Source organism: Variovorax sp. 10L426 (genome assembly GCF_056395305.1).
Window position 1 is genome coordinate 1 of the sequence record NZ_JBFTJF010000032.1, and the last position, 14,101, is coordinate 14,101.

A 14,101-nucleotide genomic window follows, 5' to 3' on the forward strand; every position below is an offset into this window, starting at 1 on the left:
GTCCTTGCCCGGGGGATCACCCCGGGCTGCGGCCCGCGCCTAGCCCTGCACCCCTTGCCGCCCCGGCGCGAGGGTGATTCATGTGTTAACAGGCCCTAGGGTTCGATGTGAGCTTCCTCGACATCGACAAGGTGAGCTTTACCTTTCCCGGCTGGCCGCCGGTGGTGCGCAGCGTCGACTGGAACATCGCGCAAGGCGAGTTCCATTGCCTGGTCGGACGCAGCGGCTGCGGCAAGACGACCTTGCTCAAGCTCGCAGCGGGCCTGCTGCATCCCCAGGCCGGCAGCATCCGCCTGCAAGGCAAGGAAGTGGTTGCGCCCGGCCCGCAACTGGGCTTCGTGTTCCAGTCGCCCACGCTGCTCGAGTGGCACCGCGTGATCGACAACGTGCTGCTGCCTGTTTCGCTCCAGCACAAGCCCACCGCGAACGAGATCGACAAGGCGCAGCAACTGCTGGCACAGCTGGGCCTGGCCGGCCACGCGCAGCATTACCCTCGACAGTTGTCGGGCGGCCAGCAGAGCCGCGTGGCCCTGGCACGCGCCCTGATCCTCGAGCCGTCGCTGCTGCTGCTGGACGAACCCTTCGCAGCGCTCGACGCGATCACCCGCGGCGAGTTGCAGGACGACCTGCTGCAGATGTGCCGACTGCGCCGCACCACCGTCCTATTCGTCACGCACGACATCGCCGAGGCGGTGTACCTGGGCGACCAGGTCGCGGTGATGGACCGCGGCCGGATCGCCCGCGCCATCCGCGTCGAGGTCAGCAAGCCACGCCTGCCTGCGATGCGCTACGGCGAAGCCTTCAATCTGCATTGCGCGCAAGTGCGCGATGCGATGGACATGGTGGCGGCATGAAGAGCGCCTCGGCACGCACGCGGCTTGGCGCCTGGGCGCTGCTGCTCGCCCTGCTCGCCGGGTGGGAGCTGGCATCGCGCGCCTCAGGCGTGTCGGCCCTCGTCTTGCCGCCGCCTTCGGCGGTGATGAAGTCGCTCTGGATGGGCCTGTCCACCGGCTACCTGTGGCCCCACATCCGCGCGACGGGCCTCGAACTGCTGCTCGGCCTGTTCATCGGCTGCGTGATCGGTTTCGCAAGCGGCGTGGCCTTGGCCGAGTCGACGCTGCTGCAACGACTGCTGAAGCCCTACATCGTCGTCAGCCAGGTTGTCCCCAAGCTGGCGTTGGCGCCGCTCTTCATCGTGTGGTTCGGCTTCGGCATGACGTCGACGGTGGTGATCACGGCGCTGATCTGCTTCTTTCCCTTGATGGAAAACACCGTGACCAGCCTCCAGCAGGTCGACCCGCAGCGGCTGGAACTGTTCCGCATGCTGGGCGCCACGCGGCGCCAGACACTGCTGCGCCTGAAATTGCCCGCCGGCCTGCCCGGCATCCTGGCAGGCCTGCGCGTGGCTGTGGTGCTCGCGCTGGTCGGAGCGGTGGTCGGAGAGTTCATCGGCGCCAACCAGGGACTCGGCGCGCTGATCATCGCCTCGCAAGGGATGATGGACACGCCGTTGATGTTCGCGGTGCTGGTGGTCATCGCCGTGCTCGGGCTGCTCCTCTACGAAATCACACTGGCCGTCGAAAGACGACTGTTGCTGCCCTACACCCGAATCACATGAAGGAGCCATTGTTCATGCAAAGACCCATCGCACGCCGTACCGCGCTGCTCGCGAGCGCCGCCATCCTGGCCTTGACGGCCGCTCGCGGCGCCAACGCCGCCGACCCGCTCGACAAGATCACGGTGGCTGGCTGGAGCAAGCCGATCACCGAGATCACGCATCTGCTGGTCGAGCCCGATAAGGGCTTCTTCAAGGCCAACGGGATCGATCTTGCCTATGTGCCGGGCGCTGGCGGGGGCGACGCGATCCGCAACATCCTCACCGGCCAGGCGGACGTGGCCTTCACCGACCCGGGGGCGTTCTTTGCGGCGCTCGACAAGGGTGAGAAGCTGCGGGCGATCTACGACATCTACCCGCGGAACGTCTTCAACGTGGTCTCGCTCAAGTCCGCCAACATCACCAAGCCAGCCGACCTGAAAGGCAAGAAGATCGGCGTCTACAGCCTGTCCAGCGGCACCCGCCAGAACCTGCTGGTGCTTCTGCACCAGGCCGGCCTGTCCGAATCCGATGTCACGATCGTCGTCACGGGACTGCTGAACTTCGCGCCGCTGCTGCAGGGCCAGGTCGATGCAACCGCAGCCACCGACACCGGCTTGCTGGTGGGCAAGCGCAAGGGGATCGGCGACGTCAACGTGATGGAGGTTCGCAACTACCTGAACGTATCGAGCGACCTCTTCGTGGTCCGGGAAGAGGTCTACCAGCAGAAGAAGCCGCTGCTCAAGCGGTTCCTCAAGGCCTATCGCGAGAGTGCGGCCTGGATGATCGCCAATCCTGACGAAGCGGCGGGCCTCGCAATGAAATACGCCATCGACGGTACGGACCGTCCGACCAACCTGGAAGTGATCCGCCTGCGCAACGCCGCTACCGTGTCCGCCGTCACCGAGAAGAACGGCCTTGGCGCCTTCGACCTGGAGTCGCTGCAAAGGGCTGCGGATGCCTATCGCAAGCTGGGCCTGATCGAGCACGACATCAGAGTCTCCGACGTGGTCAGCACAGATCTACTGCCGTCGCGATCGAGGTCGACGCCATGAAGTTCGACGCCAAGGTGGTGCTGGTGACCGGTGCGAGCCGTGGCATCGGCGCAGCCATTGCGCGGGCCTTCGCCAGCGAAGGCGCGACGGTGGTGGTCAACCATCTGCGCAACGAAGAGGCCGCTGCCGCCGTGGTTGCGGATTGCAAGGCCGCCGGTGGCGATGCTTGGGCGGTAAAGGCCGACGTCGGTTCGGCCACGGCCGTCCAGGCCATGGTGGAACAGGCCTTGGATGAAGCGGGCCGCATCGACGTGGTGGTCAACAACGCATTTCGCCCCTATTCATTCGACCCGCAACGTCGCGCCCTGTTCGACGAGACGGCGTGGCAGGACTACCAGGCACAGTTCGATGGCGCCGTCGGCGGCGCCTACAACGTCTGCAGGGCCGTTCTGCCGCACTTCAGGCAGCGCGCGCGGGGCAGCATCGTCAATATCGTCAGCGACCTGGTCGAGCGTCCGACGATTCCGTACCACGACTACACGACCGCCAAGTCGGCGCTGGTCGGCTTCAGCCGCAATCTGGCTGCCGAACTGGGGCCGTTGGGCATCCGCGTCAACTGCGTCGCCCCGGGCCTGGTCTATCCGACGAAGGCCAGCGGCGCGACCCGCGAAGAGTTCCGCGAGTCGCTGATCGCCGCGACCCCGCTGCGACGCATCGCGCGGCCCGAGGACGTGGCGGGTCCCGTGCTGTTTCTCGCATCCGAGTGGAGCCGCTTCATGACGGGCCAGGTGCTGTTCGTTGACGGCGGCCTGGTGATGAAATGAAGCACGAAAAAACTGTCTCGCTTGCTGGAACGCGTGGCGCTTGCAGCGAGCCCACGAGACCTTGATCTCGCTCGCGCCCATCGGCAAGCCGTATACATGCATGCAGACCGTTTGACGTCATCGAAAAGAGCTTGCAAAAGGCGCACTCCGGCGTCCTCGCGCATCTTCAGGAAGTGTTGGCCGGCAAGCTCACTCGGGAGGCGCTTGCCCTTCTGGCTGCTCTCCGTCTAGAAGGCCCGGGCCCGGCAGCCATTCAAGCCATCGCCGCGCGGGCGCATGCGATGAAGGGCTTGATCAGCGGGCTGTTCAGATCACGACGCCAGCAGACAGCGACGTCCATCCCCTCCGTCACGTCGAGCAGCGGCCTGAATGCCAATCCTGGCGGACTGCCGAGCGCCGCACAGGTCGGCACGATGGCGAATCCTTCGCCGGCCATGACCAGACCCAGGGCCGAGTGCACCGTCTCGACCCGATGGGTGATCTGCATCGTGATGTGATTCTTCCTGAGCAGGGACGCGACCAGCGAAGTGTCTGCGGCTTCCTCGAATGTCGGCAGGCCGATGAGCTTGCGGCCTTGGAGCTTCGACAGCGGCACGGCGGTCAGCCTGGCCAGGGGCGAGCGTGCCGGCATGGCCACGCGCAGCGCTTGCGTGCCCAGCAGGGCGGCGGCGACACCCTTGCGCGCGACGGGCGGCATGCACAGCCCCACCGTGACCTTCAGGTCGGCGATCAAGGCCTCGTGGGTTGCGGCACTCATCTCGACGAACTGGAGGTCCACATCCGGCATGACGCGCCGGAGCTCGGGCACCAGCCGCGGCAGGACCGCATAGCCGAGCGCAAACATGTAGCCCACCGTCAACCGGCCGCGGCGTCCGGCGGCGACGGCACGGGCCGCTTCGAAGCCTTCGTGAGCGAGCGTCAGCGCTTCCCTGGCACGCGACAGCAGTGCGCCGCCGGCATCGGTCAGCTGCATGCCGCCGGGCTCGCGCCGGAACAGCGGCGTGCCCAGCTGAGCCTCCAGATTGCGTATCTGGACCGACAGCGGCGGCTGCGCCATGTGTAGGCGCAGCGCGGCCTTTCCAACGCTGCGGGCTTCGGCCACCGCGACGAAATAACGCAGGCTTCTCAGATCCACCGACCCATACTAGTTTCGTATGGCTTTGTTGTAAACGAGTATTGGACCTGAGCTTGCTCGCGCGCCAAGCTGTCGTCCAGGCGGAAGAAAGCGAACTGCCGCAAACCGAAGGATGACTGCACATGAGTGAAGAGCTGTGTTTCATGTCCGCGACCGCATTGCGGGAGCAAATCGCCCGCCGCGATCTGTCGCCGGTGGAGATCACCCGGGCCGTGCTCGACCGTGCCGATCGGCTCCAGCCCGAGCTCAACTGTTTCATCACTCTCTGCCGCGATCGGGCCATGCAGGAGGCGCGCGCCGCCGAGCAGGCCGTCATGCGCGGCGCTGCCCCGGGCCTGCTGCACGGCATTCCGTTCACGTGCAAGGATCTTGTCAACACGGAAGGCGTGCGCACCACCTTCGGCTCCAGGCTGTTCGAACACAACGTGCCCGGCGAGGATGCGGAAGCCGTTGCGCGGCTGCGTCGCCAGGGTGCCATCCTGATCGGCAAGACCACCACGTCGGAGTTCGGCGCGAAGTGCCTCACCGACGCCCCGCTGTTCGGACGCACGCGCAATGCCTGGAGTCCGCGCCACACCAGCGGAGGTTCCAGCGGCGGTGCGGCCGTCGCCGTGGCCGCCGGCATTGCGCCGATCGCCGTGGCGACGGACGGCGGAGGCTCGACACGCATCCCGGCCTCCTGCAACGGCGTGGTCGGCCTGAAGCAGAGCAGCGGCATCGTGCCCCACAGCCAGGTCGAGGATGTGTTCGGAAACCTGACCTATGTGACGCCGATGACGCGGAACGTCGCCGACACGGCGTTGATGCTGCAAGCCATGGGTGGCGAGGACGCCTCCGACCCGTGGTCGATCGATACCGCGATTCCGGACTACGAGAGCGCAGCGCAGGCGCGCGGCGACTTGCGCGGCAAGCGGATCCTGTTTTGCGCCGCGCCCGAGGGCCGCCCCATCGCGGCCGAGGTTGCCGCAGCATTCGAAGCATCCCTCGTGCATTTGCGGGCGCTGGGCGCGGAGCTGATCGAGATGCCGGGCACGCATTTCAATATCGAGCCCCTGTGGCGCACCATCAACCACACCGTCTGGCGCGCCCGGTTCAGCGAGATGGCACGGCAGCATCCCGACCAGCTCAGCCCTTCGCTGCTGCAGCAGATGGCGCTGGCCAGCGAGGTCAGCGGGGCCGACTATCAACGGGCGATGTTCGATCGCACGCTGCTGTTTCGCCATGTCCAGACCCTGCTGCGGGACAGCGACTTCATCGCCATGCCGACCCTTTCGCGCACCGCACTGCCGATCGAACAGGACTTGTTCGGTGCCATCGACATCGACGGCGAGATCCTGCCCGAGGTTCGCGCCAACTGGTTTCCCTGGACCATGCCGTTCAACCTTACGGGGCATCCCGCGATCAGCTTGCCTTGCGCCTTCGGTTCGGGCGGATTGCCGATCGGCATCCAGCTGGTCGGGCGCTTCAAGCGGGACAGCGATCTGTTGCGCCTGGCGTCCTTGTTGGAGGCATCGCAGGGGCTTCTGTCTCATCGGCCCGAGCTGGGGTGACGCATGACCCATCGACTTGCAGGAATCCTGAAGGTGTCTCTCGCGGCGCTGGTCGTGGCGGGCACCGCCATCACGTCACCGGTCCGCGCGCAAGCGTCCACCGCGGCACCCGTCAAGCTGGTGATCGGCTTCCCGCCCGGCGGTGCATTGGATGTGCTTGCGCGCGCCGTTGCGGAGCAGCTGCGGCTGGCCACGGGCGAGCCGGTCATTGTCGAGAACAAGCCCGGTGCGTCGACGCGGATCGCCATCGAGACCGTCAAGCGTGCGAGTCCCGATGGAAAGACCATCCTGCTGGCTTCCAGTGCGCCCTTCGTGCTGTTCCCGATGACCTATAAGCGCCTGAGCTACGACCTGGACCGCGACTTCATTCCGGTCGCTCTTCTTGCGGACGTTCCGACGGTGGTCTCCTGCGGCGTGGCCCAGCCCTATCGGACGCTGCCGCAGTATGTGGCCTGGGTCCGCCAGCATCCCGACCAAGGCGGCTTCGGCCTGACCTCGCTGGGCGGCGCCTTGCATTTCGCCGTGCTGGGCATGTCCAAAGCGATCGGCGTGCCGCTGAATGCCGTGGCCTACAAAGGAGGCGCGCCGCTGGCCACCGACATCATCGGCGGCCACGTGCCCATCGGCACGGACGCGATGGCGAGCCAACTGGAGCTGCATCGATCCGGCCAGATTCGCATCCTGGGTGTGTCGGGCCTGCGGCGCAACCGCGCGCTGCCGGACGTCCCCACGCTCAAGGAGTCCGGCATCGATGCGTTCGATCACGCCAATGCCTCGTACAGCGCCTACGTGCCTGCCGGCACGCCGCCCGATGTGGTGGCGCATCTCGAACGCGCTCTGATTGCAGCGGTCCATCAGCCGCAGGTCCAGGCGCAGCTCGCACGCATCGGACTCGACGCGACCGGATTGTCCGGCGCTGAACTCGCCAGGATGATCCAGGCCGAGCGCGTTTTCTGGCGTCCGGTCGTGGAGGCGTCGGGCTTCAAGAATGATGACTGATCGATCCGCAACCCACTCCGAAGGAGACGCGCCATGCTGAACCTGTCCGTTCCCATCCCATCGACGAAGCGCAGACGCAGGATTGCGCAAGCGGTCCTTGTCTGCAGCGCGGGCCTGTGGCTTTGCGCGACGGAGGCGGCCGCCGGGTCCTATCCGGAGCGGCTTGTCACGGTCGTGGTCGCGTTTCCTCCGGGCGGCATCGTGGACGTGATCGCCAGGCGGGTTGCGCTGCGTCTCGCCGATCGATTCAAGCAGAGCTTCATCGTGGAGAACAAGACAGGTGCGGCCGGCAGCATCGGCTATTCGTTTGCCGCCCGTTCCGCCGCCGACGGCTATACGCTGGTCCTTGCGAGCGGACCGACGACCATGACACCGCCGAACGATGGTCCCGTGACCTGGGACCCATTGAAGAGCTTCAGCGCCGTCGGAATGATCGGCACCATCCCGCAGGCCATCGTGGTGAACAACGATGTTCCCGCGCACACTTTGCAGGAGTTCGTCGCCTACGCGAGAACAAAGAGCGGACAGGTCAACTACGGCTCGCCCGGCCTCGGCACCACGCCGTACTTCACGATGGAACTGTTCAAGCGCCAGCAAAAGGTGAACTTGACCCACGTCGCCTACCGTGGACAACCCGATGTGATGGTGGATCTCATGCGTGGCGATCTGGGCATCACCTCGGTAACGGCCCCGCTGGTGTTGCCGAATGTGCTGAGCGGCAAGATGCGGGCGCTGGCGGTGACTTCGAAGGCGCGTCTGGCGGCACTGCCCGATGTGCCTACCGTCTACGAGCAGGGCATGGCCGATCTCGACATCTCCAACTGGTTCGCCTTGCTGGGGCCGGCCCATCTTCCGCCCGATGTGGTGGCGGCACTGGCCAAGGCGTTGAACGACACGCTGGCCTCGCCGGAGACGCAGGCCAGCCTCGCCGAGGTCGGACTGCTCGTGCAAACGGCGCCGCCCGCCGAGACGCTGGCATTCGTCAAGAGTGACCTCGCCAAATGGATCACCATGTCGAAGGAACTGGGCAGCGGTCAGGCTGCCTCCGGGAGGTCGAATTGAGCGCAGCGCACCCACCCCTTGGCATGGAGCCCGCTCCCACCGGTATGAGCACCGAGGAATGGCGGCTGCGATGCGAGCTCGCCGCCTGCTATCAATTGACCGATTTGTACGGCATGTCCGACCTGGCATCGACGCATATCTCGGTCAGCCTGCCGGGGCCGGGGCATCACTTCCTGGTCAATCCGCTGGGCGTTCTGTTCGACGAGATGACGGCATCCGCACTGCTGAAGGTAGACATCGACGGACGGGTGGTCGACGGCGACCCGTCGCTGCTCAATCCGGCTGGTTTCATCATCCACAGCGCGATCCACATGGCGCAGACCGATCTGGTCTGTGTCATGCATTCGCACACGCGGGCCAACAATGCGGTGGCGATGCAGGTCGAGGGTCTGCGTCCGCTGAGTCAGAAGGCGGTCGTGATGCTCGACTTTCTCGGCTACCACGACTACGAGGGCGCGGCGTTGGATGAAGACGAACGCGAACGACTGGTACGCGACTTGGGTCCCGCTGGCCGGGTCCTGATCCTGCGCAACCACGGCGCTCTCACGGTAGGCCGCAGCGTCGGCGAGGCGTTCTGCTGGATGCATCGGCTGGAGACGGCGTGCAAATACCAGATCGATGGTCTGGCTGGCAATGCCGCGCCGCATGAACTCTCGGAAGAAACCATTCGGCACACGCGCGCCCAGGGTCGCAAGATGCTGGGCGCCGGCGGCTTTCTGGAATGCGGCAAGGTCGAGTGGCCGGGCTTGCTTCGCAAGCTGGAGCGCGAGCGCGGAGGCTCGTACCGCAGATGAAGCGTGCGGCGCCTGCCGGCCATCGGGCTCTCGCCGATCACTTCAGATTGGCAAGGCGCTGGAGGGTGGCCGGCGAACCCAGTGAATCTTCGTAGGCAGCGCGCCCTGCAGCTTCAGACCATGTGGCGAGCGCCAACGCGTCGATGTGCTGCTTCATGGAATTCACTGCCTTGCGTTCGCACTGCAGGATGGCATCCACATAGGCCTGAACCTTGTCCTTGAGCGCTTCGGGCGCCACCAGATCGGTGAGATACCCGATGCGCAACAACTCTTCCGCGCTCAGCGATTGCGCGGTCAGGAAGATCTTCTTCGTGGCTGTGGGGCCGATGCGGGTGACGAAACGCCGCAAACCGCCTGGGTAGTAGTGCAAGCCGAATTTTGCCGCCGGCATGAAGATGCGGCTGCCCTGCACCCCGATTCGGAAATCGCAGCACATGGCCAGATCCGTGCCGCCGCCATAGGCGCTTCCGTTCATCGCGCAGATCGTGGGCACCTTTGATTGTTCGAGGTGGTCCAACATGGTCTCGAAGCTGCGGTCGAGCCGGGAACTGATCTGCGTCAGCGTGTAGCCGGAGCAGAAGGTCTTCTCGCCTTCTCCGGTGATGACAAGGACGGCCACCTCCGGGGACTTGTCGATCTCCTCCAGATGGCGCAACACCACCTGCGGGTCATCCGGATCGATGCGATTGTGTTCGCCGGGACGGCGCAGCGCGATGGTCGCCACGCTGCCTTCGATCTGCAATGCCGGCCTGCCGGAGGCCGTCATGTCCCAACCCTTCCGGCGTCTTGTGCAATGGCGCCTTCGGCGGCGAGCGCCTCGATGTCGGCCTTGCTGTAGCCATACTCGCGCAACACCTCGAAGGTGTGTTGGCCCAGAAGCGGCGGCGCCCTGCGGATGGACGCACCGTTCATCGCCTCCAGCTTGATCGGAGATCCCACCTGGCGCAGCCTGCCCAGCTCGGGATGCTCGACCTCTTCGACGAGGCCGCTGTGCAGCACCTGCTCGTCGGCGAACACGTCCGCCAGATTGTTGATCGGACCCGCGGGAATGTCCGCACCGAGGAGGAGGCGGGACCATGCGTCCCGCGTGTTGGCCTTGAGCTTCTCTTCGATGAGGACCTTCAACTCGTTGCGATGCTCGATCCTCGCTGCGTTGCTGGCGAACCGCGGATCGTCGACCAGCGCGTCGAGTTCCAGCAAGGTGCAGAGCTTGCGCCACATGTCGGTGGTCGCCGGTGCAATGTTCAACGGGCCGTCGGCAGTCTGGAACACGCCATAGGGCGAGATGACCGGATGCGTATTGCCGGCAAGCTGCGGCACTTCGCCAAGACTCAGGTACCGCTGCCCCTGCACGCTGAGCAGACCGACCAGCCCGGCCAGCAGCGATGTCTCCACGCGCTGGCCCTTGCCCGTGCGCTGGCGTTCGTTGAGCGCAGCTAGCACGCCTATCGCGCACCACATGCCGGCGGTCTGGTCACCGATGGCGACGCCCACGCGCATGGGGCCGGACTCTTCCGAACCGGTGACGCTCATCAGGCCCGAATAGCCCTGCGCAATCTGGTCGAAGCCGGGGCGCTGGCCCGCCGGGCCGGTGCGGCCAAAGCCGGTGATGCTCGCGTAGATCAGGCCCGGATTCGCTTTGGTCAAGTTCTCATAGGCGAGCCCCATGGACTCCATGGCACCGGGACGGAAATTCTCGGCGACCACATCAGACTGCCTTGCAAGATGTCCCAACAGTTCCAGCGCCCGCGGATCGCGGAAGTTGAGCGCCACACCCCGCTTGTTTCGATTGCCGCTGAGGTAATAGGCGCTCGTGCCGCGGTCGAAAGGGCCCCAGTTGCGGATCATGTCGCCGCCGATGGGCTCGACCTTGATGACGTCCGCGCCGAGGTCCGCAAGGACCATCGTGCAGAAGGGGCCGGCCAATGCGCGCGTCAGGTCGAGCACCCGAACGCCGGCCAGTGGAAGCTCTGAATGTGCCATGGTTGTCTCCAAAAAATACTTGTGCATCAACGCTTCAGACTATATATTGCATACAATGGTTATGCAATGTAAGACCACCCCCAGGAGACATCAATGAAGAAACCCAACATCCTTTTGATCATGGCGGACCAGCTTTCGGCGCCGGTTCTGCCGTTCCACGGCAACGCGGCGGTGAAGACGCCGTACCTGCAAGCGCTGGCCGAACAGTCGGTCGTGTTCGACAACGCGTACTGCAACTTCCCGTTGTGCGCGCCGGCGCGCTTCTCGTTGCTGGCCGGCCAGTTCGCGACCGAGATCGGCGCCTTCGATAACGCCTGCGAGTTCGAGGCGTCGACGCCCACGCTGCCCTACTACCTCGGCCGCGAGGGCTACAAGACCATCCTCAGCGGCAAGATGCACTTCGTGGGCCCGGACCAGAAGCATGGCTTCCAGGAACGCCTCACCACCGACATCTATCCGGCCGACTTCGGCTGGTCGGCGGACTGGAAGGAGGGCGAGTTCAGCTTCTATTCGCCGGGCCACAACCTCAGCACCGTCGACGAGAGCGGCGAGTGCTTTCGCAGCCTGCAACTGGACTACGACGAAGAGGTCGAGACCAAGTCGATCCAGCGCCTGTACGACCTGGCTCGCGACGACGAGCAGCCCTTCTTCATGTGCGTGTCGTACACGCACCCGCATCCGCCCTTTCACATCCTGCCGGAGTACCTGGCCCGCTACGACCGCGCTGAAATCAACCTTCCCAACGTGCGCGACATTCCCATGGAAGAGCGCGACATGCTGAGCCAATGGATCCAGTACTCGCACGGCCTGGACAAGCAGACGGCCACTGACGAGCAGATCCTGCGCGCGCGCCACGCCTACTACGCGATGGTCAGCTACATCGACGACAAGGTGGGCAACCTGCTGAAGACGCTCGAGCGCACGGGCTTCGACAAGAACACCATCGTCGTCTTCACCTCGGACCACGGCGACATGCTGGGCGAGCGAGGCATGTGGTTCAAGCGCGTGTTCTTCGATTGGTCGGCCAAGGTTCCGCTGCTGTTCAAACCGCCCGGCGCGACCACGCCGCGCCGGATCTCGGAGCCCGCGTCGCACGTCGACCTGCTGCCGACCTTGATGGCCTTCGCGACCGGCAAGGAATCTTCAGAATGGGTGGAGCCGATCGATGGCCGCTCGCTCAAGCCCGTCATCGAAGGCGCGGCCGAACACAGCGACGCCACCGCTTTCGTGGAATACACGGCAGAGGGCGTGACCGGTCCGTGCTGCATGCTGCGCAAGGGGCACTACAAATACGTCTACACGCACGGCTACCCCGACCAGCTCTATAACCTCGAAGCCGATCCCGACGAACTTCGTAACGTGGCGGCAAAGCTCCCCGACGTCCTGGCCGCGCTGAAGGTCGAGGTGCAGTCGCGCTGGGATGCGGACGACATCAAATCGCGCGTGCTGCACAGCCAGGCGCGCCGCAAGTTCATCAAGGACCTGCCCGATGCGATCCAGCCGGTATGGGACTACCAGGCCAGCGTCGACGACACCAAGCGCTACGTTCGGCGCGGCAGCGCGCGGATCATCAAGGTGAAGAAGCGCTGGCCCGTGGTCGCCGACATCAAGAGCTGAGCGCTCGCCACATCGGAGACACATGCCATGGAACACACCATCGAACACGAAGTCGATCCCTTGCGTCTCGCGCGCACGCTCAGCGGCGTCAACCTCATCAACGGCAAGCTCGTGCCGGCGCACTCCGGCAAGACACTTCCCGTGATCAATCCGGCCACCGGCAGCACGATCGGTTCGGCGCCGGCGAGCGATGCGAGCGATATCGCCAGCGCCGTCGACGCCGCCCACGCCGCACAGCCCGCGTGGGCTGCGATGGCCGCTCGCAAACGCGGCACCCTCGTCGCGGAGTGCGCGCGCCTGCTGAGCGCACACGTTGAGGAACTCGGACGTCTCGTTGCGCTGGAAACCGGCAAGGCACTCAGGACGGAGAGTCGCGTGGAGGCCTCCGTCGTAGCCGACTCGCTCCAGTTCTACGGCGGACTCGGCTCGGAACTGAAGGGCGAGTCCGTGCCTTTCAGCCCCGACATGCTCACGGTGACGACGCGTGAGCCCGTCGGCGTCGTCGGCGTGATCATTCCGTGGAACGCGCCCATGATGCTGATGGCGCTGAAGATTGCGCCGGCGCTGGTCGCGGGCAACAGCGTGGTTGTGAAGTCTGCCGAGGAAGCGCCGCTGGCCGTGCTGCGCGTGTGCCAGATCCTCAACCAGTTGCTGCCGCCGGGGGTGCTCAACATCGTCTCAGGCTTCGGGCCCGATTGCGGCGCGCCGCTCGTCTCGCACCCCAAGGTGCGCAAGGTCACTTTCACGGGGTCCGTCGAGACCGGAAAGATCGTCGCCAGGGCCGCGGGCGAAAAACTCATTCCCGTGACGCTGGAGCTAGGTGGCAAGAGCCCGATGATCGTCATGGGTGACGCCGACATCGACAAGGCGGTGGCGGGCGCCGTGGCCGGCATGCGCTTCACGCGTCAGGGCCAGAGCTGCACGGCCGCCAGCCGCATCTTCGTACACCACAGCATGCACGACACCTTCGTCGAAAAGGTCAAGGCGAAGGTGGACGCGATGAAGATGGGCGACCCGCTCGACGAATCGACCGACATCGGCACCATCATTTCCAAAGACCAGTACAACAAAGTCAGGTCGTACATCGAGGTGGGACGCAGCACGCCGGGCGCGACGTGCCACGAGTGCTCGGCTCTGCCGACGAACGCCGACCTGAAGGACGGCCTCTTCGTGCGCCCCGTGATCTTCACCGGCCTGGACAACGAGAGCCGCCTGGCGCGTGAAGAGATCTTCGGGCCCGTCACATGCGTCATCAAGTTCTCGGACTATGAAGACGCGTTGGCACAGGCCAACGACAGCGACTACGGCCTGGCTGCCACGATCTGGACGCGCGACCTCAAGACCGCGCTGGACGCCAGCCGCAGGCTCGAGGCGGGCTTCGTGCAGATCAATCAGAACATTGTCGTGCAGCCGGGCCTGTCCTATGGCGGCGTGAAGCAGTCGGGCCTGGGCCGCGAAGCGTCGCTCGAAGCCATGCTGGACCATTTCACGCACAAGAAGACCGTGATCTTCAGCCTGGCCTGAAGCGCCACCCCACGAACTGAAAGG

The 14,101-nt window shown here is 65.2% G+C and carries 13 protein-coding genes; 10 read left to right on the forward strand and 3 right to left on the reverse strand.

The features are described 5' to 3' along the window. Window positions 1–107: 107 nt before the first annotated feature. Genes AC1DHL_RS28380 through AC1DHL_RS28395 form a run of 4 tightly spaced genes read left to right on the forward strand, consistent with a single transcriptional unit; the run spans window position 108 to window position 3,413 of the window. Window positions 108–854, forward strand: a complete 747-nt coding sequence (locus AC1DHL_RS28380) for an ABC transporter ATP-binding protein (protein ID WP_478105700.1) — start codon at window positions 108–110, stop codon at window positions 852–854. Next, window positions 851–1,618: an ABC transporter permease gene (locus AC1DHL_RS28385; RefSeq protein WP_478105698.1), complete on the forward strand. Its 768-nt coding sequence runs from the start codon at window positions 851–853 to the stop codon at window positions 1,616–1,618. The genes AC1DHL_RS28380 and AC1DHL_RS28385 overlap by 4 nt, the downstream gene beginning before the upstream one ends. A 14-nt stretch (window positions 1,619–1,632) precedes the next feature. Beyond that, entirely contained in the window at window positions 1,633–2,649 is a 1,017-nt protein-coding gene (locus tag AC1DHL_RS28390; RefSeq protein ID WP_478105696.1) for an ABC transporter substrate-binding protein, read from the forward strand. After that, the gene (locus tag AC1DHL_RS28395; protein WP_478164160.1) at window positions 2,646–3,413 is read left to right on the forward strand and encodes an SDR family oxidoreductase; all 768 of its coding nucleotides are present in this window, start codon (window positions 2,646–2,648) and stop codon (window positions 3,411–3,413) included. The genes AC1DHL_RS28390 and AC1DHL_RS28395 overlap by 4 nt, the downstream gene beginning before the upstream one ends. Before the next feature lie 253 nt (window positions 3,414–3,666). On the opposite strand, the gene AC1DHL_RS28400 is transcribed toward AC1DHL_RS28395, so the two are convergent. Further along, the gene (locus AC1DHL_RS28400) at window positions 3,667–4,548 is read right to left on the reverse strand and encodes a LysR family transcriptional regulator (RefSeq protein WP_478164161.1); all 882 of its coding nucleotides are present in this window, start codon (window positions 4,546–4,548) and stop codon (window positions 3,667–3,669) included. Between the two features lie 122 nt (window positions 4,549–4,670). Between AC1DHL_RS28400 and AC1DHL_RS28405 the strand changes: the two genes are divergently transcribed. Genes AC1DHL_RS28405 through AC1DHL_RS28420 form a run of 4 tightly spaced genes read left to right on the forward strand, consistent with a single transcriptional unit; the run spans window position 4,671 to window position 8,953 of the window. After that, complete coding sequence (locus tag AC1DHL_RS28405) at window positions 4,671–6,098, forward strand: amidase (RefSeq protein WP_478164162.1); 1,428 nt, start codon at window positions 4,671–4,673, stop codon at window positions 6,096–6,098. 3 nt (window positions 6,099–6,101) lie between these two features. Beyond that, on the forward strand, window positions 6,102–7,097 hold the full coding sequence (locus AC1DHL_RS28410) for a tripartite tricarboxylate transporter substrate-binding protein (protein ID WP_478164163.1): 996 nt from the start codon (window positions 6,102–6,104) through the stop codon (window positions 7,095–7,097). Window positions 7,098–7,130: 33 nt separating this feature from the next. Further along, entirely contained in the window at window positions 7,131–8,159 is a 1,029-nt protein-coding gene (locus AC1DHL_RS28415) for a Bug family tripartite tricarboxylate transporter substrate binding protein (RefSeq protein WP_478164164.1), read from the forward strand. A 44-nt stretch (window positions 8,160–8,203) separates the two neighbouring features. Continuing rightward, window positions 8,204–8,953 (forward strand): class II aldolase/adducin family protein, encoded by a 750-nt coding sequence (locus AC1DHL_RS28420; RefSeq protein ID WP_478164165.1) that lies wholly within the window; start codon window positions 8,204–8,206, stop codon window positions 8,951–8,953. Between the two features lie 37 nt (window positions 8,954–8,990). On the opposite strand, the gene AC1DHL_RS28425 is transcribed toward AC1DHL_RS28420, so the two are convergent. Beyond that, window positions 8,991–9,719: an enoyl-CoA hydratase/isomerase family protein gene (locus AC1DHL_RS28425; RefSeq protein WP_478105682.1), complete on the reverse strand. Its 729-nt coding sequence runs from the start codon at window positions 9,717–9,719 to the stop codon at window positions 8,991–8,993. After that, on the reverse strand, window positions 9,716–10,936 hold the full coding sequence (locus tag AC1DHL_RS28430) for a CaiB/BaiF CoA transferase family protein (protein WP_478164166.1): 1,221 nt from the start codon (window positions 10,934–10,936) through the stop codon (window positions 9,716–9,718). The genes AC1DHL_RS28425 and AC1DHL_RS28430 overlap by 4 nt, the downstream gene beginning before the upstream one ends. Window positions 10,937–11,029: 93 nt before the next feature. On the opposite strand from AC1DHL_RS28430, the gene betC reads away from it, so the two are divergent. Further along, a complete protein-coding gene (gene betC, locus AC1DHL_RS28435) occupies window positions 11,030–12,553 on the forward strand; it encodes a choline-sulfatase (RefSeq protein WP_478164167.1) in 1,524 nt (507 codons plus the stop codon). Between the two features lie 27 nt (window positions 12,554–12,580). Then, the gene (locus AC1DHL_RS28440; protein ID WP_478164168.1) at window positions 12,581–14,077 is read left to right on the forward strand and encodes an aldehyde dehydrogenase family protein; all 1,497 of its coding nucleotides are present in this window, start codon (window positions 12,581–12,583) and stop codon (window positions 14,075–14,077) included. Window positions 14,078–14,101: the final 24 nt, after the last annotated feature.